Below are 20,823 nucleotides of genomic sequence, written 5' to 3' on the forward strand. Positions count from 1 at the left end.
CTGACTTGCGCGCTCGAACCTGTAGTCGGTGCCCGGCTGCCTGCCGCGCGTGAGTTATTGCTCACGCATCCGGCGACTCGCCGCCGGCCTATGGTTATTCACACCACATATACCTCTACCGTTGGAGATGTGAAACGCACCCCCATGGAATTGGCCGCAATGGCCAGCGCCGCCGTCCCCGGGCTCGCCCCGACCGGTGTCGCCGGCTCCCCCGACGACGCTGCCGACTTCGACGCTGCCGTTCTGGTCGACGAAGCCGGTAAGCAATGGCGCGTGCGTTCACCCAAGCACATAGACGCCAGCATGCGCCTGGAGACCGAGCTGCTGGTGCTGCGCACCTTCGTACCCGCAGTCCGGGCGGAGCTGCCCTTTGCCCTGCCCTACGTCGCAGGCACGGTACGGCAGGGAGATCTGTGCACGTTCGTGTATTCGGACCTGCCCGGTTCCACCCGGGACATTGATTCCCTGGTTGCCGAAGGCGGAACGCTCCCCCGCGAGGTGGGACGGGCCATGGCTGCCATCCACAGCCTGCCGCAGGACCTGGTGAACAACGCCGACCTGCCCAGCTACTCGGCCAACGAATTCCGCCAGCGCAAGCTGAACGAACTCGACCAGGCTGCCACCACCGGCAAGATCCCCGCCGTCCTGCTGCGGCGCTGGGAGCATGCCCTGGAAGACGTCACCCTGTGGCGGTTCAACCCTTCAGTGGTCCACGGCGACCTGCACGAAGACAATCTGCTGGTCTCCAACGGACGTATCAGCGCGGTCACCGGCTGGACTGACCTGCGCATCGGCGACCCGGCAGATGATTTTGCCTGGCTGATCGCCGCCAACGACCCCACGTTCACGGAGGCGGTTCATTCCGCCTACAACGCCGCACGCTCCGAAACGCCGGACCCGCACCTGATCCGCAGGGCGGCCCTGTCTGCCGAATTCGCGTTGGCGCAGTGGCTGGTCCGCGGCGTTGCCGCAGAGAATCCTGCCATGATCGCCGAGGCCGAGGAAATGCTCGCCACCCTCGAAGCGGACATCCTGGATCAGGAGGCCGCAGCCAAGGCCGCCGAAGAAGCCGCCACCGCTGCCGCCGCACAAGCCGCGATGGCGGACCAGGCTGCCGCAGATGCTGCTGAAGCCCGGGCAGCCGGAGCCCGGGCGGCAGGCCGCGCTCCGGCCGCTGCCCCGTCCGCCGCGCCCCGGAACGGTGCCGGCTTGCCCGGTGCGGCGTCGGGCAGCACAGCCCTGAAGAGTGCATCTTCGAACAGCGCAGCCTCGGCCAATGCCGGCTCGGCACGGGTCAGCGTGAGCCCCATAACACCCGAAGCCCCGGTGGCACAGGACGCCGCGGCCGAGGACACCGCCGGACCTGACGAAACCGGTTCGCCGGCTGCCGTGAAGGATGAAGTCGTGGCCGGCCCCGAAACCGGAACCCTGGCTGCGGTGACCGTCCTGCCCGTGGATTCCCCGAAACCGGATACCGCTTCCAAGTAGTCGTTCGGCCCCGAAAAAACCCTGCGGTACCCCTTGCCCGGACCCGCCGTCAGTCCTATGGTTCATTACATCACTAACTAACCAACTGACCGCTGAGGCCCTCATGAACTCCACCCCTACGCCATGAGCGTTTTCGATGACACCCGGCCCATCTTCTGGCAGATTGCCGAACGCATCGAAGGGGACATCCTGGACGGTGTGTTGCCCGAAGAGGGCCAGGTGCCTTCCACGAACGAGATCGCCGCGTTTTACCGGATCAATCCAGCAACCGCGGCCAAGGGCGTCAATCTGCTGGTTGACGAGGGTCTGCTGTACAAACGGCGCGGCATCGGCATGTTTGTTGCTCCCGGCGCCCGTGCCATCGTCCTGGCCAAGCGCCGCGGGCAGTTCTACCGCCAGTACGTACAACCCGTCGCCGCTGAAGCACGAAAACTGGGGATCGGCGTCGCGGAACTTACCGAGCTCCTCCACCGCAGTGCCGTTGAACATGAAGGGACCCCGGCACCATGAACGTCATCCAGACCCGCGGCCTCACCCGCCGCTACCGGGACCAACTGGCCCTGGACAATGTGACCCTGAATCTGGAGCCCAACCGCATCTACGGCCTGCTGGGCCGCAACGGCGCCGGCAAGACCACGCTGATGTCCATCCTCACCGCACAGGAATTCGCCAGCTCCGGTGAAGTGCGGGTCTTCGGCGCCGACCCGTTCGAAAATGAACACGTGTTGTCCAGGCTGTGCTTTGTCCGGGAATCGCAGAAGTACCCCGACGACTTCACCATCTGCAATGCCCTGGACGCTGCGGCGCTGTTCTTTCCCCGCTGGAACAAGGACCTGGCGCAGACACTCCTGGAAGACTTCCAGCTCCCCCAACCAAAAAAGCACCGGATCAAGAAGCTCTCCCGTGGCCAGCTCTCTGCCGTCGGCGTCATCATTGGCCTGGCATCGCGGGCGGAGCTGACCTTCTTCGACGAACCGTATCTGGGCCTGGATGCCGTGGCCCGGCAGCTCTTCTACGACCGGCTGCTGACCGACTTCGCGGAGCATCCCCGCACGGTGATCCTCTCCTCCCACCTGATCGATGAAGTGGCCAACCTGCTCGAGCACGTCATCGTCATCGACCACGGACGGATCGTCATGGACGACGAGGTGGACTCCATCACCGGCTCCGCCTTTGCCGTCGCCGGATCCTCCGCCGCGGTGGAGAAGTTCGTGGGCGGAAGACCGGTCCTGCACCGGGACGGACTGGGCGCACTGGCGTCGGTCACCGTGGACACGCCGCTGGGCGACGGCGACCGTGAGCTCGCGCTGGCCCTCGGTTTGGAGCTGGCTCCGGTCTCCCTGCAGCAGCTGGTCGTCCGGCGGACACTGCGGGCCGACGAATCCTACGGCTCCCCGGCGGAGGACAGCGACAAGAACCTGGAGGTCCTGCAATGAACCGCGCATTCGCAGTAGCCCGGATGCAGCTGCTCAACAAGTGGATCTATTTGTGGATCCCGGCAATCATCCTCGTTTCCTCCACCCTGATTGCCCTGGCCATCATCGCCGTCATTCCGGACAGCGGTGCACCCAACCTGGCTTTCTCCGGCCAGGCGGTCATGTGGTATTTCCTCGGGATGGGGGTGCAGGCGCTGACCCTCACGTTCCCGTTTTCCCAGGCGATGAGCGTGAGCCGGCGTTCCTTTTATTTCGGCACGCTTGGCCTCTTCGCGGTAATGGCCTTCGGGCTCGGCGTCCTCTACTGGCTGCTGGGCATCGTGGAGGAAGCCACCAACGGATGGGGCATCCAGGCCCATATTTTCGCCCTTCCCTGGATCGCTGAGGCAGCCTGGTACACGCAGATCCTGCTGTACTTCGCCCTCACGACCCTGCTGTTCATGGCCGGCTTCTGGTTCGCCACGGTCTACAAGCGGTGGCGTTCCACCGGCCTGACGATCGCCTTTATCGGCCTCGCGCTGATTCTGCTGGGAGCGGTCGCAGCAGCCACCTGGACCGAATCGTGGGCAGCTGTTGGGGCATGGTTTGTCCAGCTGACCCCGCTCGTCCTGACCGGCTGGCTCCTGCTGGCAGGCGTGGTGTTGGCTGCCGGATCCTACGGGACGCTGCGCCGGGCCACTCCTTAGTCCGAATGGAAAAGGGTGCCGCCGTCCCAGCCGGGACGGCGGCACCCTTTTTTCAACCGCTAGGATGCAGAGTTCGCCGCCCGGATGATGTCCTCGAGCTCTGCCTCGCCCAGGAGGTTGAACGGGCGGATCAGCTTGTCTGCGGCGACGTAGTAGAACGCCGCGTTGACCTTCTCCAGCGGCACCTGCTTGAGCCGCGCCCAGGCCAGGCGGTACACCGCCAGCTGCACGGAGCGGACCTCCAGCTTTTCCTTTGACGGGGGTGCGCCGGTTTTCCAGTCGATCAGGTCCCAGGTTCCGTCCGCATCCTGGAAGACGGCGTCAATCCGGCCGCGGACCACCACGGCGTCCACGCGGGTCTCCACCGGCACCTCGATATAGGCGGGCGTGCGCTGGGCCCAGGGGGACGATTCGAACGTGGCGATCATGTCGTCGAGCTGGTACGCCTCGTCCACATACGCGTCTGCGGCTCCGGGGTGTTCGTCAATGTCCAGCATCCCGGCGGTACCGAAGAACTCCTCCACCCAGGCGTGGAAGGCGGTGCCCTTGCGCGCCGCCATTCCGGGTTCCCGCGGTACGGGGCGACGCAGCTGGCGGGTGACCTCGTCGGGATCGTCCTTCAAATCCACCAGCAAGGAGGCGGAGATGTGAGCGGGCAGCTCCACCTCCACTACCTCGTTCGGCGGGCGGTGCCGGGCCAGGACCAGTTCCACTTCCCGCGCCCACCGGGTGGGTTCGAACACGCTCGGAGAGGACTCGTGCGGGGGTTCTTCCGACAGTCCGTCCATCCCGTCCAGGATGTCGATTTCCGCCTGGCCCACGCGCCCGGCCTGCCGGGCGGCCGCCTGAAGCACGGCTGACGCTGCGCCTTCCATCGCTGCGCGCCGCCCGCCCAGCGGGTCGATCGGCCAGCTTTGCCGCCGCACGTCCGCGTTGGCCGGGTTGGCGTCCCCTTCATCCTCCGGCTGTACCCAGGACAACAGGGTGAAACCGGGCGCCCCAGCCTCCCCCAGGTCGTACAGGTCCTGCAGATAGGGGGAAACCGCCGTCGGCTTGGACCGCCCGCCGCCCCACACGCTTGAGGTGCAGATGAGGACAAACTTCGCGCGGGTGAAAGCCACATAGGCCAGCCGGCGCTCTTCGCGTTCGGCATGGCCCCGGGCATCTTCGCTGAAGAGCTTTTCACTCTGCACCCAGCTTTTCTGGTCCTCCTGTTCCCAGTCCCACTGCGGCAGGTCCGGGGCGTCTCCGCGCAGCGGCCACGGAATGGATCCCTCGCCGCTGCTCCAGCGGGAGTCGCGGTCGTTCGGGAACTGCCCCTTGTTCAGCCCCGGGACCACCACCACATCCCATTCCAGGCCCTTGGAGGCGTGCACGGTCAGCAGCTGCACCGCCTCGCGGCTTGCTTCGAGCTGGGTGACGGGCAACCCGTTTTCTTCGTCGTTGGCGGCTTCCAGCCAGGCCAGGAAGGCAGTGAGGTCCACCCGTTCGCTGGAGGAGCTGAAGCTGGCTGCCGCGTCGAGGAAGGCGTCCAGGTTCCGCCGGGATTCATGGATCGTGATGCCGGGCTTGGCAGCCACTTCGATGTCCAGCAGGATGCGCCGCTCCACTTCCCCGATCAGGGTGGTGAGGTCTTCACCGACGTAGCCGCGCAGGTCCCGCAGCTCATCGCGCAGCAGCTGCAGCCGGCGCAGGCCCTCTGCCGAGATCGACCGGCCCGCCCCGGACACCCAGTCCGGCCGCGGCAGCGAGTCAACGGCTTCCACCAGGGAACCGGCCTCCACCAGGTCCGCTTCCACTACGGTTTCGGTGCCGGCCAGCTCGTCTGGACGGTGCACGTCGGAGGCATCGGCCACGGAGACGGCCCGTTCGCGGACACTCGCCAGATGGCGCGACCAATCGGCCAGGGCCATCAGGTCCGCCGGTCCGATGCGCCAGCGGGCTCCGGCCAGGATCCGGAGCATGGAATCGGACCGGCCCGGGTCGCCGAGCACCCGCAGCACCGCCAGGACGTCGACCACTTCGGGGGTGGAGAGCAGACCGCCCAGGCCGACAATCTGCACCGGAATCCCGCGTGCCTCCAGGGCTTCACGGATCGGGCCGAACTGTTTGCGGCCACGGCACAGCACCGCCACGGTGGGGTGCAGACGGTTCCCGGCGTCGTCGGTCTCAAACCAGCGGTTGCGGTGTGCGAGCACCTGCTCGGCCACGGCGTCGGCCTCGCCCAGGATGGCCGGGCGATCACCGGCCGCGGCAACCGAGACATCCGCCAGGTAGCGGCCCAGATACACCTCGCCCACGGGGGCCTTGGGTTTGGCCTCCAGTTCGGGCACATGCGGCAGCCGCTGGTGGGTCAGCCAGGGCGCGGTCTTGTTCAGCGGGGCTGACACCGCGTTGGCGGTGGCCAGGATGGCGGTGGAGTTGCGCCAGGCCACGGAGAGGTTGGCGACCGGTGCCAGGGCGCGGGTGCCGTCCGGCAGGAAGAGCGGAAACTGGTCCCGGAAGGTCCCGAGCTGGCCGGCAGAGGCGCCGCGGAACCCGTAAATGGACTGGTGCGGATCCCCCACTGCGGTGACGGCGCGGCCGTCTCCGAACAGCTGCGAGAACAGGACCATTTGGGCGTGGGAGGTGTCCTGGAATTCATCCAGCAGCACCACCTTGTACTTGGCCCGCTCCATCTCCACGGCCTCGGGGATGGTGGCAGCGATCCGGGCCGCCAGTTCCACCAGGTCACCGAAGTCCAGCTGCCGGCGTTCGGCTTTCGCGCGGCGGTACGCGTCAACCAGTTCGGTTACGGAAATCCGGGTCCGCAGCCTGTCAATCAGCTTCTGCACTGCCGCCGGTGCCGCCTTGGGCTTGCCCGCCAGATACGGGAGGGCGGCGACGGCGTCGAGGTGGGCATCCAGGTGTTCCCGGACCTCGGCCGGGCTGCGCAGGTGCTCGGCGCATTCGCCGGCCATCTGCAGGACGCCGTTGACCAGGGTCGACTTGGCTGAGGTGAAGTGCTCGAAGTCCCCCGAATACGCCTCGACGACTTCGGTGGCCAGCTGCCAGGACTGGGCCCCGCCCAGCATGACTGAATCGCGTTCCACCCCCAGGCGCAGCCCGTAGTCGTTCACAATGCCGTTGGCGTAGGAGTGGTACGTGGAAACGGTTGGATCCAGCCGGGCATCGGTGCCGTCGGCGGCATCGGTTCCCGGCGGCACCAGTGACGGGTCGGCGGTGCCGGATGCCTGGACGCGGTAGAGCAGGTCCAGCCGCTGCCGGATGCGGCTGTCCAATTCGCCGGCGGCCTTGCGGGTGAAGGTCACTCCCAGGATCTGCTCCGGGCGCACCAGCTCGTTGGCAACCAGCCACACCACCCGGTCCGCCATGGTCTTGGTCTTTCCGGACCCGGCGCCTGCGATGACCAGCAGCGGTTCCAGGGGTGCCTCGATGATGCCGATCTGATCATCGGTGGGGTACTGCACCGGGTGCGCCGGGTCGGTGTGCAGCAGTTCAGCCAGCTCCCGTGCCGAGTACCGGGGCGCGCCGGGGGTTTCGGCCGGCGGCATTTCGGTCAGGGAGGCACTCATTCGGTGACCTGCTTTCCTTCGGGACACAGCGGGCAGATTTCGGGCAAACGGCAGCCGTGGCCGCCAAATCCGCTGCGGGTGGGGTCGTGGACGGTTTCGAAGCTGGCATCGGACATCAGTGCTGCCGCCTGGCGGACCATGTCGCGGGCACTGGTGTCCTCCGGCTCCAGGGGCGGCTGCTGCTGCACGGCAACACCCTTGCTGGTGGTACCGAGCTGGACCAGGGCGGCTCCGCCCGGCAGCAACGGCGCGGCCGCCGGTTCATCGGCTTCGTCCGGTTTGGCGCGGTTCACGGCGCCTTCGCGGATGGCCTCCTGGTAGGCGGCCAGCTGCGGATGGGACTGAAGGTCTTCGCCCTTGGGCGCGGATTTACCGGTTTTGAGGTCAACGATGAACAGCCGCCCCTCGGCGTCGATCTCCAGCCGGTCGATCTGGCCGCGCAGCAGCGCAGTGCGTTCCACGCCCCTGACCTCCACGGGAACCTCGGCTGCGAAATCACGTTCCACGTCCACAAGGGACCGTCCGTCCCGGCGCATGGCGAGCACGTACTCGGCGAGTTTGCGCACCATGGTCTCGGCCCGCTTGAAGTCCACCTTGCCTTCCCAGTTGTCCTTCATGCCCAGTGCGGGCCAGCGCCGTTGCAGCTCCTGGACGTATTCGCCGCCCGAGGCATCGGGCAGGTCCTGGGCGATCTGGTGTACCAGCGTGCCCAGGGACCGCGCGAAGTCCGTGGCCTGCTCGCCGCCGGCAGCGGAGACGAACCAGCTCAGCGGCGACTTGAGCACGGCGTCGACTTTGGACGGGGAGACCGGAATGGGCGTCGAATCGGGGATCACCGGCGCGGTGGTGGACAGCTCGGCCAGCCCCCACCAGTCCGACGGCGCCGCGCCGGGCACCCGGACCGGATGGTTGAGCATGGTGCCCAGGTGATGGACCGCTTCCCTGGCCAGCTCCGGCTTGTCGGCTGCCTGCTGCGTGTAGGCGCGCAGTTCCGCCACCAGGGAGCGCAGCGTCAGCGGGCGCAGCACCTCGGTGCGCTCCCGCTTCACCGCGTGCGGCGGCAACGGTTCCACCAGGTCCAGGAACGCGGAGGGCTGCTCGTCGTCGGAGGACACGGCCGTGCAGATCAGCGTCTCCTTGGCCCGTGACACGGCCGTGGAGAAGCTGCGCAGTTCATCGTGCCGGATGGCGTGCATCAGCGTTTGCGGGCTGCGGTGTTTGGCGAAGCCGTCGCCGTGCTCGATGGCGGCCACCAGGTCTCCGCTGCCCAGCAGTTCCCCACGCAGGCGCAGGTTGGGCCACACGCCCTCCTGCACCCCGGCGACGATGACCATGGGCCATTCCCGCCCGGCGGCGCTGGCCGGCGTGAGCAGTTCCACGGCGTCGCGGCGCTGGGCACGGGCTGCCAGGGTATCCATCGGCAGTTCCGAGCTGGTCAGGTAGTCCAGGAACTGGGCGGGGGTGGAGCCGGGCAGCTGGTCGACATAGCGTTCAGCGGTCTGGAACAAGGCCATGATGGCGTCCAGGTCGCGGTCCGCGCGGGCTCCGGCGGGTCCCCCGGACAGGGCCGTCTCGGCCCACTTCTTGGACCATCCGGATGCCGACCAGAGTGCCCAGAGCACCGTTTCGGCAGTGGCTCCGGGTTGTTCCGCCGCCGCCCGCCCGGCCCGCAGCATCGCCGCGGTGCGCTGCGCCGAGCGGGCCTCCCAGGACAGGCCTGCGAGCGCCAGGCCGCTTTGGGACAGCGGGTCCAGCAGAGCTTCCACCAGCAGGGCGTCGCTGGTGCGTCCGCCTCCGCCGCGCAGCTCCTCCCGGCGCAGTGACTGGCGCAGCCGGCGCAGTTCAATGGAGCTGGCGCCGCCGATCCGGGAGGTCAGCAGCGACACGGCTGCCTCCGGTGTGAGCAGCTGCGGATCGAGCACGATGGCGAAGGCCTCCAGCAGCGGCCGCACGGCTGCTTCGTCCCGCACCGCCTTTTCCGCGACGGGGACCTTCACATCGATGCCCTGGCCGCTGAGGAAGCGCTGGATCCGGGCGAGCTGGCCGCCGGTGCGTACGATCACTGCCATGTCCTCCAGCGGCCGCCCGTCCAGCAGCTGCGCTTCGAGGATCCGCTGGGCGATGTAGCGCAGCTCGTGCATGGGTGAGTCCACCACATGGGCCTCGGCGCGGCCGGCGGTTCCGTCCGGAACGGCGACGACGGCGCCCTCGCCGGCTGGCTCCACGGCGGGCTCCCCGGCTGGCTCCCCGGCGGCTGCCGGGAGGACCGCCGCACGGTAGCGGGGAAGCTGGCCCACCACGGAGATCCGCGACGCGGTCCGGAGCCATGCGGTGGCGATGGACCCGGTGAGCCGGTGCGGACCGGAGAGCACGAAAGTCTGCAGCTGGTCCCCCAAGGTGTCGCCCAGCTTGCCCAGCAGATCGGGTCGGGCTCCGCGGAACCCCTGGACGACGGTGTCGGGGCAGGCAGTGACCAGGGTGTCCCGTCCGCGGGCGAGCAGCCCGAGCAGGGCGTGGATGGCCGGGTTGGCTTCCTGCAGGTCATCGACCAGGATCAACTGCAGCCTGGCCTGCTCGGCAGCCAGGAACTCCGGGTCTGATTCCAGGATCTGCAGGGCGGTGGTGATGATCCCGGCCGGGTCGAACGCTTCGGGCATCCGGATGTCCAGGACATCGCGGTACTCGGCGTACAGGGCCCCGGCGGCAATCCAGTCCGGGCGGTTGTGCCGGCGTCCCAGATCGGCGACCTGCTCCGCCGGTATCCCGTATTCGATGATGCGGTCAAAGAGCTGGCGGATCTCCTGCCGGAAACCGCGGGTGGGCAGCGCCAGGTCCAGGGACTCGGGCCACGGCAGGGCAGGAACTCCCTGCTGGCCGTGACCCTCAAGCAGTTCCTTGATGATGACGTCCTGCTCGGCGCCGGAGAGCAGCTTCGGTGCCCGGGTGATGTACGGCAGCCGGCCCTCCGCCTTGGCCCGCCGGATCAGGTCAAAGGCGTAGGAGGCCCAGGTGCGTGCCGGAGAGGTGCTGAGGGTTCCCTGCAGGCGGGCGGAGAGGGCATCACGCAGGGAGGCTGCGGCCAGTCGGGTGGGCGCGAGCAGCAGCAGTCCGGCCGGGTCCAGGCCGCGGCTGATCCGCGCAGCGGCAGCTTCGACCAGCACAGTGGACTTTCCGGTGCCGGGGGCGCCCAGGACCAGCACCGGTCCGCTGCCGGCGGGCAGGTCCACCACGGCCTGCTGGTCCGGGCTCAGGGCCGGAGCCTCGAGGGAACCGGCCGACGGGGCAACCAGGTGCAGTTTTACGCTCATGCCTCTACTTCATCACGTCCCGCCGACATTCCCGTTCCGCCGTGCCAGCCGGGCACGGACCCCCTCGATCACGTTCCAGTCCTGCTCCGAGGGGAACCAGCGGGCCGCTCCGATCCGCACCCGGTAACCACCGCCGTCGTCGTCCGGCTCCCCCGTCAGCGGCGTTCCCTCCGCGCGGTACTCCGCCAGCGCCCGGCCGCCGTGGCCGAGGGGAGGTTCGCCACCGGCACGGATGACCCGCCACCAGGGCAGGTTCGAGCCGTTGCCTGACAGGACGGCGCCCACCTGCCGGGGACCGCCCTCGTTGAGGATTTCCGCGATGTCCCCGTAGGACAGGACACGGCCCGAAGGTATCAGCGCCACCACCGAGCGCACGGCTTCGACATACTCATCGCCCATGCCACCCAGCCTAATCCTCCGGGCACGGGGGCCGGGAATCTTCGAATGTCGGTGCCCGCCGGTACGTTTATTTCATGAACAGCTGGCATGAACTCCCCCACGCGGCCTTCGACCTTGAGACCACAGGCCGGGACCCGCACACCGCACGCATCGTCACCGCCTCCATCATCCTGGTGGACGGCCAGGGGGAGGTCCGCCAGCATCATGAGTGGCTCGCCGCCGTCGAGGAGGACATCCCGGAGGAAGCCGCAGCCATCCACGGCGTCAGCACCGAACATGCCCGCGCCGCAGGCCGCCCCGCTGCCGAGGTCACGGCCGAAATTGCCGGCGTGCTTGGCGGCATGTTTGCCGCCGGCATACCCGTCCTGGCTTTTAACGCCTCCTATGACTTCACGGTCCTGAACCGTGAATGCGAACGCTTTGGCCTGAACGCCCCGATTCCGTCCCCGGTGATCGACCCCTACATCCTGGACAAGCAGGTGGACAAGTACCGGCGCGGCAAGCGCACGCTGACGGCGCTGACCGAGCACTACGGCGTCGGCTTCGAGAACGCCCACACGTCCGCCGCCGATGTGATGGCCACCATCGGGGTTGCCCGTGCCATGGCCGGAAAGTTCCCCGTGCTGCACGGCGACGCCGGATTCCTGCATCAGGCGCAGATCGGCTGGGCCAGTGCCCAGGCGGCGAGTTTCCAGGACTATCTCCGCCGCAAGGATCCCGAAGCAGTGGTCGACGGAACCTGGCCCGCCCGCGCCTGACGAGGGACCGGCATCCACGCCGGACGCCGCCGGAGCGCGGCTTCATGCAGAGTCCCCAAGTCATGTCCTTGGCCCCGTACATGAGATACTGAGGGCTGTGTCAGGCGCTGATGGCGCCCCAGGCGTTCCGAAGGAGATTCCTTCCAAGGCTCCTTAAAAGGGACCAAGCGTCTCGTGCCACGCGATTGGCAGACACCCCCAGTTTGGCCCGGCACACTGATCTGCCCAGCACCTCCCCTGTGCCCGGCGACTGCCCGCTGACCAGCACCGATACGTAGACCACGAGGATCAATGATCACAGTTACCGACCTGCGCAAGGTATACCGCCAGGGCGACCGCGATGTCACCGCGCTTGACGGCGTCAGCCTGAGCGTGCCGAAGGGATCCATTCACGGGATCATCGGACACTCCGGCGCCGGCAAGTCAACGCTGGTGCGTTGCCTCACGCTGCTGGACCGGCCGACGTCGGGCTCGGTAACCATTGACGGCCGGGAACTGACCGCGGTGAAGGACTCCGAAATCCGTACCGCGCGCCGCCGCATCGGCATGGTGTTCCAGCACGCGAACCTGATGGATTCCCGCACCGCTGCAGCGAACATCGCCCATCCGCTGGAGCTCGCCGGAGCCAAGAAGCAGGTCATCCAGGACAAGGTCGCTGACCTTCTGCGCTTGGTCGGGCTGGAGAGCTTCGCCGGAGCTTACCCGGCCCAGCTGTCCGGCGGGCAGAAACAGCGCGTGGGCATCGCCCGTGCACTGGCCTCCGACCCGGACATCCTCCTCTGCGATGAACCGACGTCGGCCCTGGATCCGTCCACCACCGACGACATCCTGGACCTGATTGCCGATCTGTCCCACCGCCTGGGTCTGACCGTGCTGATCATCACGCATGAAATGAACGTGGTGAAGCGCATCTGCGATTCCGTCTCCCTGCTGGAGGCCGGACGCGTGGCCGAACACGGACCCCTGAACGAAGTGGCTTCCAATCTCGGCGGCCGCCTGGCCAAGGCACTCATTCCGCTGCCCGCCACGCCCATCCTCCCCGGGGATCCCACCGGCCCGGTCCTGGAACTGCTGCTGACCGGATCCAGTGCCACGGATCCGGTGCTCTCCGCCCTCACCCGGCGCTTCGACACCGACGTGAACGTCCTCGCCGGCAGCGTGGAAACCCTGGCCGGCCGCCGCTTTGGACGGCTGAGGATCCAGCTAGATGTCCATACCGATATGACCGCCGTGACCGACTACCTCGCCGCACAGGGCGTCGCCGTGGAGGTGGCAGCATGAATTTCCTCACCGAACTCCTGAACAACCCGGGCATCACCAAGGCCCTGCCGGACGCCATTGTGGAAACCCTGCAGATGGTCGCCATCTCCGGGATCGTGACGCTGCTGATCGGCGTGCCGCTGGGCATCTTCCTGCACACCAGCGCCCCCGGCGGGCTGCGCCCGATGCGGGTGACCAACCGGATTGTCAGCGACATCATCGTGAACATCACCCGTTCGGTGCCGTTCGCGATCCTGATGGTCACGCTCATTCCGCTGGCCCGGCTCATCACCGGCTCCTCGATCGGGCCGATCGCTGCCTGCGTCGCGCTGAGCATCGGCACCATCCCGTTCTTCGCCCGCCTGGTCGAAACCGCCCTGCGCGATGTTTCCGGCGGCAAGATCGACGCCGCACTGGTGATGGGCTCCACCAAGATGCAGGTCATCACCAAGGTCCTGCTGCCCGAAGCGCTTCCGGGCCTGGTCTCGGCGCTGACCACTACCATGGTCACCCTCGTGGGCTACTCGGCCATGGCGGGCATCGTGGGTGGCGGCGGGCTGGGAAAGCTCGCGTACAACTACGGCGTCCAGCGCTTTGACAGCGGCGTCATGGTGGTCACGATCATCGTCATTGTCGCGATCGTGCAGGTCATCCAGATCGTCGGCGACACCATCGCCGGCCGCGTTGACCACCGCTCGGCCGACGGCGGAGCCAAGCGGCGCCGCCGCGCAGCCGCAGCAGCCCCCGCCGCCGCAGCCCCCGCCGTCCTCCCCCGCGAAAACGGTCCCCGGGACCACGCCACAGAATCTGCAGCCAGTAGCCGCTAGCTGCCCCTGTCCGGACCGGAAGTCTCCCGGCCCGTGTCACTTGAAAGGAACGCATCCAATGCGTAAATCACTGACCCTCGCAGCCACCGCCGTGGCCGCAGCCCTGACGCTGTCGGCCTGTGGAGGCTCCGACGCCTCCACCAGCGTGGACATCCTGGATCCGGCAAACCCCGTGACCCTGACCGTCGGCGCCAGCCCGATGCCGCACGCGCAGGTCCTGGCGTTCGTGGCGGACAACCTGGCAGCGGACGCCGGCCTGGAGCTGGACATCAAGGAATTCGACGACTACATCACGCCGAACATCGCCCTCGATGACGGATCCCTGGACGCCAACTACTACCAGCACCTGCCCTATTTCGAGTCCCAGGTCCAGTCCCAGGGCTACGACTTCGAGCACGGCGCCGGAGTGCATGTGGAGCCGTACGCGGTGTTCTCGGAAAAGCACGACGACGTCACCGCCGTCGGCGAGGGTGCCCGCGTGGCCATCACCAATGACCCCTCCAACCAGGCCCGCGCCCTGACGCTGCTCGAAGAAGCCGGGCTGCTGAAGGACATCGACGCCGATGCCTCGGTGCTCGCCCTGACGGACGAGCAGAACCCCAAGGGACTGGACTTCGTCGAGAACCAGCCCGAACTGCTGGTCAACGACCTCAGCGATCCCACTGTGGACCTGGCCATCCTCAACGGCAACTACATCCTGGCTGCCGGCCTGAGCACCGATGACGCCCTGCTGGTGGAATCCGTGGAGAACAATCCGTACGCCAACTTCCTGGCTTGGAAGACCGGCAATAAGGACGCCCGGATCGACAAGCTCGAAGAGCTGCTGCACTCCCCCGAGGTGAAGGCCTTCATCGAAGAGACCTGGCCGAACGGTGACGTGACCGCAGCCTTCTAGGCCCGGTTCCCGCCGCAAAGCACATAAAAGTACCCCGCACCGGTGACCGGTGCGGGGTACTTTTTTGCCTGCGGGAAACCCGCTCCTACGGCTGGGCGTCGGCAGCAGCCCGGGCCGCGGCCGGCAGTGCGGCATAGATGCGCTCCATGGCGGCGTCGTCGTGCGCGCCCGACAGGAACCAGGCCTCGAAGACCGACGGCGGCAGGTACACCCCGGCCTCCAGCATGGCGTGGAAGAACGGCTTGTACCGGTACGCCTGCTGCGCCTGGGCCTGCTCGTAGTTGTGGACTCCGGTGGCCGAGGTACCGAAGGCGACACTGAACAGGTTCCCGGCCCGCTGGATGCTGTGGTCCACACCCGCGGCGTCCAGCGCTGCGGACACAGCGGCGGAAAGCTCGGCGGAGCGGGCGTCAACGGTGGCGTAGACCTCTGGCGTTGCCGCCTTGAGGGTGGCAACACCGGCCGCCATGGCAATCGGGTTACCGGAGAGAGTGCCGGCCTGGTAGACGGGTCCCACCGGGGCGAGGTAGTCCATGACATCGGCACGGCCGCCCAGGGCGGCAACGGGCATGCCGCCACCGATGACCTTGCCGAAGGTGAACAGGTCCGGAGTCCAGCCCTCGACGGCGCCGGTCAGGCCCCAGTAGCCGGCCGGGCCGGTACGGAAGCCGGTGAGGACCTCGTCCAGGATCAGCAGTGCGCCATGCTCGGCGGTGATGCGGGACAGCGCGGCGTTGAAGCCCGGTTCCGGCGTGACCACGCCCATATTGGCCGGAGCCGCTTCGGTGATGACGGCGGCGATGTTCGGTCCGTGCTCGGCGAAGGCTGCCTCGACCGCGGCAACGTCGTTGTACGGCAGCACCAGGGTTTCCGCAGCCGTGGCCTCGGTGACGCCGGCGGAGCCGGGCAGGGCCAGCGTGGCCAGGCCGGAGCCGGCGGCGGCCAGCAGCCCGTCCAGGTGGCCGTGGTAGCAGCCGGCGAACTTGATCACCAGGTTGCGGCCGGTGAAGCCGCGGGCCAGCCGGATGGCGGTCATGGTGGCTTCGGTGCCGGTGGAGACCATGCGCAGGCGCTTCACGGCCGGAATCCGGTCCATCACCAGCTGGGCGAGTTCCGCCTCGGCCGGGGTGGAGGCCCCGAAGGACAGGCCGTTGTCGACGGCGGCGTGGACTGCCGCGAGGACGTCCGGATGGGAGTGCCCCACCAGGGCCGGCCCCCAGGAGCAGACCAGGTCCACGTATTCCCGACCCTCGGAGTCGGTGATGTACGGGCCTTTGGCGGAGACCATGAACCGCGGTGTGCCGCCCACGGAGCCAAAGGCGCGCACCGGCGAGTTCACCCCGCCCGGCATCAGCGCACGGGCGCGGTCGAAGAGCTCCTGCGAGGAGGTAGTGGAAACTGGTGTTACGGAGGCCATTACTTGCTTTCCTTCAGCCAGGTCGCCAGTTCGGCGGCCCAGTACGTGAGAATCATGTTCGCGCCGGCCCGCTTGATGCCCAGCACGGACTCTTCAATGGCCCGGCGGCGGTCAATCCAGCCGTTGGCGGCGGCAGCTTCAATCATCGCGTATTCGCCGGAGATCTGATAAGCGCCCACGGGCACCGGGGACATGGCGGCGACGTCGGCCAGTACGTCGAGGTAGCTCATGGCGGGCTTGACCATCACCATGTCGGCGCCTTCTTCGAGGTCCAGCTCGACCTCCAGCAGCGCCTCGCGGCGGTTGGCGGCGTCCATCTGGTAGGTGCGGCGGTCGCCGGTGAGCTGGGAGTCCACGGCTTCGCGGAACGGGCCGTAGAACGCGGAGGCGTACTTGGCCGCATAAGCGAACAGTGACACATCGGTATAGCCAGCCTCATCCAGGGCGGCGCGGATGACGGCGATCTGGCCGTCCATCATGCCGGACGGACCCAGCACGTGGGCACCGGCGCGGGCCTGCTCCACGGCCATCCGGCCGTAGATCTCCAGGGTCGCGTCGTTGTCCACGCGGCCCTGGGCATCCAGCACGCCGCAGTGTCCGTGGTCGGTGAATTCATCCAGGCAGACATCGCTCATGATGACCAGTTCGTCGCCCACTTCCTCCCGGACCGCGGCGATGCCCCGGTTCAGGATTCCGTTTGGATCGGTGCCGGCACTGCCCACGGCGTCGCGCTCCGCGGGGATGCCGAAGAGCATGATGCCGCCCACGCCCAGTTCAGCTGCTTCCGCTGCGGCCTTCTTCAGGGAATCCAGGGTGTGCTGCACGACGCCGGGCATGGAGCTCAGCGGATTGGGTTCCGTGATGCCCTCACGGACAAAGGCCGGAAGGATCAGCTCGGCCGGATCCAGGCGGTATTGCGCGGTCAGCCGGCGCATGGCGGGCGTGGTGCGGAGGCGGCGGGGACGGTGCTGGGGGAAACTCATGAAAAGTTCTGCCTTCCGGATCTGGGGAAAATTAGGTCAAGGGGCCAGTAGAGACAGCAACGGCAAGGGCCCGGGCTATTCCCGCCGGGGTCGGTTGGGCCGCCACGGCATGCGGGGAAAGGCCCTGCTGCTCCATCTGGGCTGCGGTACTGTCACCGATCGCCACCAGCAGGGTCTGCGGCGGCACCGGGGAGCACAGCCGCAGGAAACGGCGGACGATGCTGGGTGAGGTGAGGACGACGGCGCGCGGGCCGGCTGGCGCGGCGGCAAAGGCCTCCGGGGTGAGCAGGTCTTCGGAGGCGGGAACCTCGGGGGTGAAGCGCACTCCGGTCGCCGGATAGTCGACGGTGCAGTACGCGGTGACGGCGTGGACGTCCCAGCCGAGACCGTCCAGGTCGGTCCGCAGCGCGGGGTCGGCCAGGTCGGCCTGCGGCAGCAGGATGCGCAGTGCCGCGCCCTCCGGATCGGAGTCCTCGGGGTGCGGCCAGGAAGCGGCCAGGCCGCGGGCGGAGTGGTCGCCCTCGGGCATCAGGTCAACATCCAGGCCGATCTCTTCCAGGGCCTGCCGCGTTCCGGTTCCGACGGCGGCAATCCGGGTTCCGGCCGGCACCGCGGTGGCGGCCGGAACGCCGAGTGCGGCGCAGCGCCGGACCATCGCCCGCACAGTGGTGACGCTGGTGAACACCACCCAGGCGAACCGTCCGTTGCGCAGCGACTTCAGTGCCGTGTCCAGCGCGGCTGTGTCGGCCGGGAACTGAAAGTCGATCAGCGGCATCAGGGACACCGCTGCCCCATGCCGGCGCAGCTCGTCCACCATGGGCGCCGCCCGGTCCGGTGTCCGTGGCAGGATCACCTGGAGCCCGGCCAGGTCCGGCCCGGTTTTGCGTTCTGCCACGTCAGCGGCTCTGAAGCAGACGCATCAGCGCACCGGCAGGTCCGTCAGGGACGCCGCGCCGGCCGCGAGCAGGTCCTCGGCGAGGCGCACGCCCAGGGCGCGTGCGCCGTCTTCGTCCAGTTCGGCCGTCGCGGCGGAGCGCCGCATGACCTGCGTGCCGTCGTCGCTGCACACCACGGCTTCCAGGTGCAGGCGGGATTCAGTCAGCGAGCCCAGGGCGCCGATCGGTGCTGTGCAGCCGGCTTCCAGCCGGTTCAGCAGCGAGCGTTCGGCAGTGACCGTCAGCCGGGAGGCGTAGTTGTCATAGCCGGCCAGGGCCCGGCTGAGCGGACCCTCGGCAGCGTCGGCGGTGCGGCATTCCACGGCCAGGGCGCCCTGCCCGGGGGCGGGCAGCATAACGGAGGGATCAAGGAATTCGCTGACCATCCCCAGCCGGCCCAGGCGGGCCAGCCCTGCGGCGGCCAGGACGACGGCGTCGAGGTCGCCGGGGGCGCCCTCCACCAGGCCGGCAACGCGGCCCAGGCGGGTGTCGACGTTGCCGCGGATGTCCACGATCTCCAGGTCGGGGCGGGCAGCACGCAGCTGCGCGGCCCGGCGCGGGGAGCCGGTGCCCACGCGCGCTCCGGCCGGCAGCTGGGCCAGGGTCAGCCCGTCACGGGCGCAGAGGGCGTCCCGGACATCCACCCGGGCCGGAATAGCGCCAATGGTCAGTCCTTCGGCGGGCCCGGTGGGCAGGTCCTTCAGGGAGTGAACGGCCACGTCGCAGTCCGTGCGCAGCAGCGAATCGCGCAGTGCCGCCACGAAGACGCCGGTGCCGCCGATCTGCGAGAGCGCGGCGCGGTTGATGTCGCCTTCGGTGCGGACCCGGACCAGGTCAACCTCGAACCCGCCCAGCTCGGAGAGGGCGTTGGCCACCGTGGTGGTCTGGGTGACGGCCAGGGCGCTGCCCCGGGTACCGATCAACACCGGCGAATGCGCCACTACTGCACACCCACTGTGGAATCGGCGCCGGCGATGGTCGGCTTCTCGCCGCGCAGGTTGGCGCAGCAGCCGGGGCGGCAGACGTCGTACCAGGGACCCAGCTTGGTCACGGCCGGACGGTCGGAAATGTTGTTTTCAACGGTGCGCTCGGTCAGCAGGTCCACCAGCCCGGCCACAAAGGTGTCGTGGATACCGGGGGTGGGTGCGCGGTGTGCCGCCAGGCCCAGGTCGGTGCAGGTGGCCATGGCTTCGGTGTCGAGGTCCCAGAGGACCTCCATGTGGTCGCTGACGAAGCCCAGGGGGACAATCACCACGCCCTTGACGCCCTTGGCGGGCAGCTCTGCGATGGCGTCGTTGATGTCGGGTTCCAGCCACGGGGTGTGCGGGGATCCGGAACGGGACTGGTAGACCAGCTGCCAGTCCAGGCCTGCGGCCTCGGGGATGCGGTCGATGATGGCCCGGGCGTTGGCGAGGTGCTGCGCCACGTAGGCGCTGCCCTCCTCGAACTCACGGTCGCGCGGGCCGGAGGCCTCGGCGTCGGCGGTGGGAATGGAGTGGGTGGAGAAGAGGATCTCGATCTTGCCCTCGTCGTCACCGCGCTCAGCGAGCTGTTCGCGCACCTTCGCCAGCGAATCGCGGACGCCTTCAACGAAAGGCTCCACGAAGCCGGGATGGTCGAAGTACTGCCGGACCTTGTCCACCTGCAGTTTCTTGTCCAGCCCGGTGGCGAGCAGGTTCATGCCCAGGTCTTCGCGGTACTGGCGGCAGCTGGAGTACGAGGAATAGACGCTGGTGGTGACCATCAGCAGCCGGCGGTAGCCAGTGTCGTAGGCCTCCTGCAGCACGTCCTTGATGTACGGCGCCCAGTTGCGGTTGCCCCACAGCACCGGAGTGTCGATGCCGCGGCGCTTCAGCTCGGCCTCGAGGGCAGCCTTCAGTGCACGGTTCTGCTCGTTGATGGGGCTGATGCCGCCATTGGCCCGGTAGTGCGTGGCCACTTCTTCAAGCCGCTCGTCCGGGATGCCCCGGCCGCGGGTGACGTTGCGCAGGAAGGGAATGACGTCTTCCTGGCCTTCGGGGCCGCCGAAGGAGGCCAGCAGGATGGCGTCGTAATGCTTCGGTGCCATCCGGCCGTTTTCGTCAACGCCCTCAAAGGGGTCGAACGCTGCGGACTCGTTGGGAGCGGTGGTTGTCATTTCAGTACCTCGGCAACTTCGGCGGCGGCAATACGCCGGCCGGTGTAGAAGGGGATTTCCTCGCGGACGTGGTTGCGCGCCTCGGTGGAGCGCAGGTGGCGCATCATGTCCACCAGGTCAGTCAGGTTGGGGGCTTCCAGGCCCAGGATCCATTCCCAGTCGCCCAGGGCGAAGGAGGCCACGGTGTTGGCCAGGACCTGGGGGAATTCGCGGCCGAGCATGCCGTGGTCGCGGAGCATCTTGCCGCGTTCCTCGGCGGGCAGCAGGTACCACTCGTAGGAGCGGACAAACGGGTAGACGCAGATCCAGGCTTCGGGATCGATGCCGCGGGCGTAGGAGGGCCAGTGGTTCTTGGAGAACTCGGCATCGCGGTGCACGCCCATCGCGGACCAGGCGATCTCGGTGCCGGCGAACAGGCCCGAGCGGCGGATGTCGCGGATGGCGGACTGCAGGTCTTCGGCGCGGCCGCCGTGCAGCCACACCATGATGTCGGCGTCGGCGCGCATCGCGGAGACGTCGTACAGCCCGCGCAGGGTGACGTGCCGGTCCGCCAGCTGTGCGGTGAGGGCCTCGAAGGCCCGGGTATCCTCTTCGGATCCGGCCGCCGTAGCGCCCGCTCCACCCGCAGCGGACCGCTTGAAAACGGTCCAGAGGGTAAAGAACTGTTCTTCGTTTGCGGCTGTTGCTTCGGTGCTCTGACCCATGGGCTCACTCATGAT

General features: G+C 68.1%; 17 protein-coding genes. 8 read left to right on the forward strand and 9 right to left on the reverse strand.

All coding sequences use genetic code 11. The features are described from left to right. Positions 1-129: 129 nt before the first annotated feature. From KKR91_RS12660 to KKR91_RS12675, 4 genes are all read left to right on the forward strand, one after another. On the forward strand, positions 130-1,488 hold the full coding sequence (locus KKR91_RS12660) for a macrolide 2'-phosphotransferase (RefSeq protein ID WP_210231200.1): 1,359 nt from the start codon (positions 130-132) through the stop codon (positions 1,486-1,488). 123 nt (positions 1,489-1,611) lie between these two features. After that, positions 1,612-1,998: a GntR family transcriptional regulator gene (locus tag KKR91_RS12665; protein WP_210231199.1), complete on the forward strand. Its 387-nt coding sequence runs from the start codon at positions 1,612-1,614 to the stop codon at positions 1,996-1,998. After that, positions 1,995-2,924, forward strand: coding sequence for an ABC transporter ATP-binding protein (locus KKR91_RS12670; protein ID WP_210231198.1), 930 nt, complete (start codon positions 1,995-1,997; stop codon positions 2,922-2,924). The genes KKR91_RS12665 and KKR91_RS12670 overlap by 4 nt, the downstream gene beginning before the upstream one ends. Next, positions 2,921-3,610 carry a hypothetical protein gene (locus KKR91_RS12675; RefSeq protein ID WP_210231197.1) on the forward strand — a complete coding sequence of 230 codons (690 nt, stop codon included), beginning with the start codon at positions 2,921-2,923 and terminating at the stop codon, positions 3,608-3,610. Before KKR91_RS12670 ends, KKR91_RS12675 begins: the two co-directional genes overlap by 4 nt. 59 nt (positions 3,611-3,669) lie before the next feature. On the opposite strand, the gene KKR91_RS12680 is transcribed toward KKR91_RS12675, so the two are convergent. The 3 genes from KKR91_RS12680 to KKR91_RS12690 are packed head-to-tail and all read right to left on the reverse strand — an operon-like array spanning position 3,670 to position 10,892. Then, positions 3,670-7,185: an ATP-dependent helicase gene (locus KKR91_RS12680; protein WP_210231196.1), complete on the reverse strand. Its 3,516-nt coding sequence runs from the start codon at positions 7,183-7,185 to the stop codon at positions 3,670-3,672. Then, on the reverse strand, positions 7,182-10,493 hold the full coding sequence (locus tag KKR91_RS12685) for an ATP-dependent helicase (protein WP_210231195.1): 3,312 nt from the start codon (positions 10,491-10,493) through the stop codon (positions 7,182-7,184). Before KKR91_RS12685 ends, KKR91_RS12680 begins: the two co-directional genes overlap by 4 nt. Before the next feature lie 12 nt (positions 10,494-10,505). Next, positions 10,506-10,892: an MGMT family protein gene (locus tag KKR91_RS12690; protein ID WP_210231194.1), complete on the reverse strand. Its 387-nt coding sequence runs from the start codon at positions 10,890-10,892 to the stop codon at positions 10,506-10,508. Positions 10,893-10,966: 74 nt separating this feature from the next. On the opposite strand from KKR91_RS12690, the gene KKR91_RS12695 reads away from it, so the two are divergent. From KKR91_RS12695 to KKR91_RS12710, 4 genes are all read left to right on the forward strand, one after another. Then, positions 10,967-11,650: a 3'-5' exonuclease gene (locus KKR91_RS12695; RefSeq protein WP_210231193.1), complete on the forward strand. Its 684-nt coding sequence runs from the start codon at positions 10,967-10,969 to the stop codon at positions 11,648-11,650. Positions 11,651-11,941: 291 nt separating this feature from the next. Further along, positions 11,942-12,931, forward strand: a complete 990-nt coding sequence (locus KKR91_RS12700) for a methionine ABC transporter ATP-binding protein (RefSeq protein WP_210231192.1) — start codon at positions 11,942-11,944, stop codon at positions 12,929-12,931. Then, positions 12,928-13,737: a methionine ABC transporter permease gene (locus tag KKR91_RS12705; RefSeq protein WP_210231191.1), complete on the forward strand. Its 810-nt coding sequence runs from the start codon at positions 12,928-12,930 to the stop codon at positions 13,735-13,737. Before KKR91_RS12700 ends, KKR91_RS12705 begins: the two co-directional genes overlap by 4 nt. A gap of 58 nt (positions 13,738-13,795) precedes the next feature. Then, positions 13,796-14,632, forward strand: a complete 837-nt coding sequence (locus tag KKR91_RS12710) for a MetQ/NlpA family ABC transporter substrate-binding protein (protein WP_210231190.1) — start codon at positions 13,796-13,798, stop codon at positions 14,630-14,632. A gap of 85 nt (positions 14,633-14,717) precedes the next feature. Here the strand turns inward: KKR91_RS12710 and hemL are convergent, their stop codons facing one another. From hemL to hemQ, 6 genes are read right to left on the reverse strand one after another with little or no spacing between them, the layout of a single operon-like run. Continuing rightward, positions 14,718-16,049 carry a glutamate-1-semialdehyde 2,1-aminomutase gene (gene hemL, locus KKR91_RS12715; protein ID WP_210231189.1) on the reverse strand — a complete coding sequence of 444 codons (1,332 nt, stop codon included), beginning with the start codon at positions 16,047-16,049 and terminating at the stop codon, positions 14,718-14,720. Beyond that, the gene (gene hemB / locus KKR91_RS12720) at positions 16,049-17,032 is read right to left on the reverse strand and encodes a porphobilinogen synthase (RefSeq protein WP_210231188.1); all 984 of its coding nucleotides are present in this window, start codon (positions 17,030-17,032) and stop codon (positions 16,049-16,051) included. The genes hemL and hemB overlap by 1 nt, the downstream gene beginning before the upstream one ends. Positions 17,033-17,063: 31 nt before the next feature. Beyond that, a complete protein-coding gene (locus KKR91_RS12725; protein ID WP_210231187.1) occupies positions 17,064-17,927 on the reverse strand; it encodes a uroporphyrinogen-III synthase in 864 nt (287 codons plus the stop codon). Positions 17,928-17,951: 24 nt separating this feature from the next. Further along, positions 17,952-18,908, reverse strand: coding sequence for a hydroxymethylbilane synthase (gene hemC / locus KKR91_RS12730; RefSeq protein ID WP_210231186.1), 957 nt, complete (start codon positions 18,906-18,908; stop codon positions 17,952-17,954). After that, positions 18,908-20,104, reverse strand: a complete 1,197-nt coding sequence (locus KKR91_RS12735) for a ferrochelatase (protein ID WP_210231185.1) — start codon at positions 20,102-20,104, stop codon at positions 18,908-18,910. The genes hemC and KKR91_RS12735 overlap by 1 nt, the downstream gene beginning before the upstream one ends. After that, positions 20,101-20,820: a hydrogen peroxide-dependent heme synthase gene (gene hemQ / locus KKR91_RS12740; RefSeq protein ID WP_210231184.1), complete on the reverse strand. Its 720-nt coding sequence runs from the start codon at positions 20,818-20,820 to the stop codon at positions 20,101-20,103. The genes KKR91_RS12735 and hemQ overlap by 4 nt, the downstream gene beginning before the upstream one ends. Positions 20,821-20,823: the final 3 nt, after the last annotated feature.

The sequence above is a fragment of the Arthrobacter jiangjiafuii genome (assembly GCF_018622995.1).
Lineage (GTDB): Bacteria > Actinomycetota > Actinomycetes > Actinomycetales > Micrococcaceae > Arthrobacter_B > Arthrobacter_B jiangjiafuii.

Excerpts from the sequence above, each read along its gene's own strand:
- KKR91_RS12665 (WP_210231199.1), top strand. The coding sequence starts at position 1,612 with ATGAGCGTTTTCGATGACACCCGGCCCATCTTCTGGCAGATTGCCGAA.
- KKR91_RS12670 (WP_210231198.1), top strand. The coding sequence starts at position 1,995 with ATGAACGTCATCCAGACCCGCGGCCTCACCCGCCGCTACCGGGACCAA.
- KKR91_RS12675 (WP_210231197.1), top strand. The coding sequence starts at position 2,921 with ATGAACCGCGCATTCGCAGTAGCCCGGATGCAGCTGCTCAACAAGTGG.
- KKR91_RS12680 (WP_210231196.1), bottom strand. The coding sequence starts at position 7,185 with ATGAGTGCCTCCCTGACCGAAATGCCGCCGGCCGAAACCCCCGGCGCG.
- KKR91_RS12685 (WP_210231195.1), bottom strand. The coding sequence starts at position 10,493 with ATGAGCGTAAAACTGCACCTGGTTGCCCCGTCGGCCGGTTCCCTCGAG.
- KKR91_RS12690 (WP_210231194.1), bottom strand. The coding sequence starts at position 10,892 with ATGGGCGATGAGTATGTCGAAGCCGTGCGCTCGGTGGTGGCGCTGATA.
- KKR91_RS12695 (WP_210231193.1), top strand. The coding sequence starts at position 10,967 with ATGAACAGCTGGCATGAACTCCCCCACGCGGCCTTCGACCTTGAGACC.
- KKR91_RS12700 (WP_210231192.1), top strand. The coding sequence starts at position 11,942 with ATGATCACAGTTACCGACCTGCGCAAGGTATACCGCCAGGGCGACCGC.
- KKR91_RS12705 (WP_210231191.1), top strand. The coding sequence starts at position 12,928 with ATGAATTTCCTCACCGAACTCCTGAACAACCCGGGCATCACCAAGGCC.
- KKR91_RS12710 (WP_210231190.1), top strand. The coding sequence starts at position 13,796 with ATGCGTAAATCACTGACCCTCGCAGCCACCGCCGTGGCCGCAGCCCTG.
- hemL (WP_210231189.1), bottom strand. The coding sequence starts at position 16,049 with ATGGCCTCCGTAACACCAGTTTCCACTACCTCCTCGCAGGAGCTCTTC.
- hemB (WP_210231188.1), bottom strand. The coding sequence starts at position 17,032 with ATGAGTTTCCCCCAGCACCGTCCCCGCCGCCTCCGCACCACGCCCGCC.
- KKR91_RS12735 (WP_210231185.1), bottom strand. The coding sequence starts at position 20,104 with ATGACAACCACCGCTCCCAACGAGTCCGCAGCGTTCGACCCCTTTGAG.
- hemQ (WP_210231184.1), bottom strand. The coding sequence starts at position 20,820 with ATGAGTGAGCCCATGGGTCAGAGCACCGAAGCAACAGCCGCAAACGAA.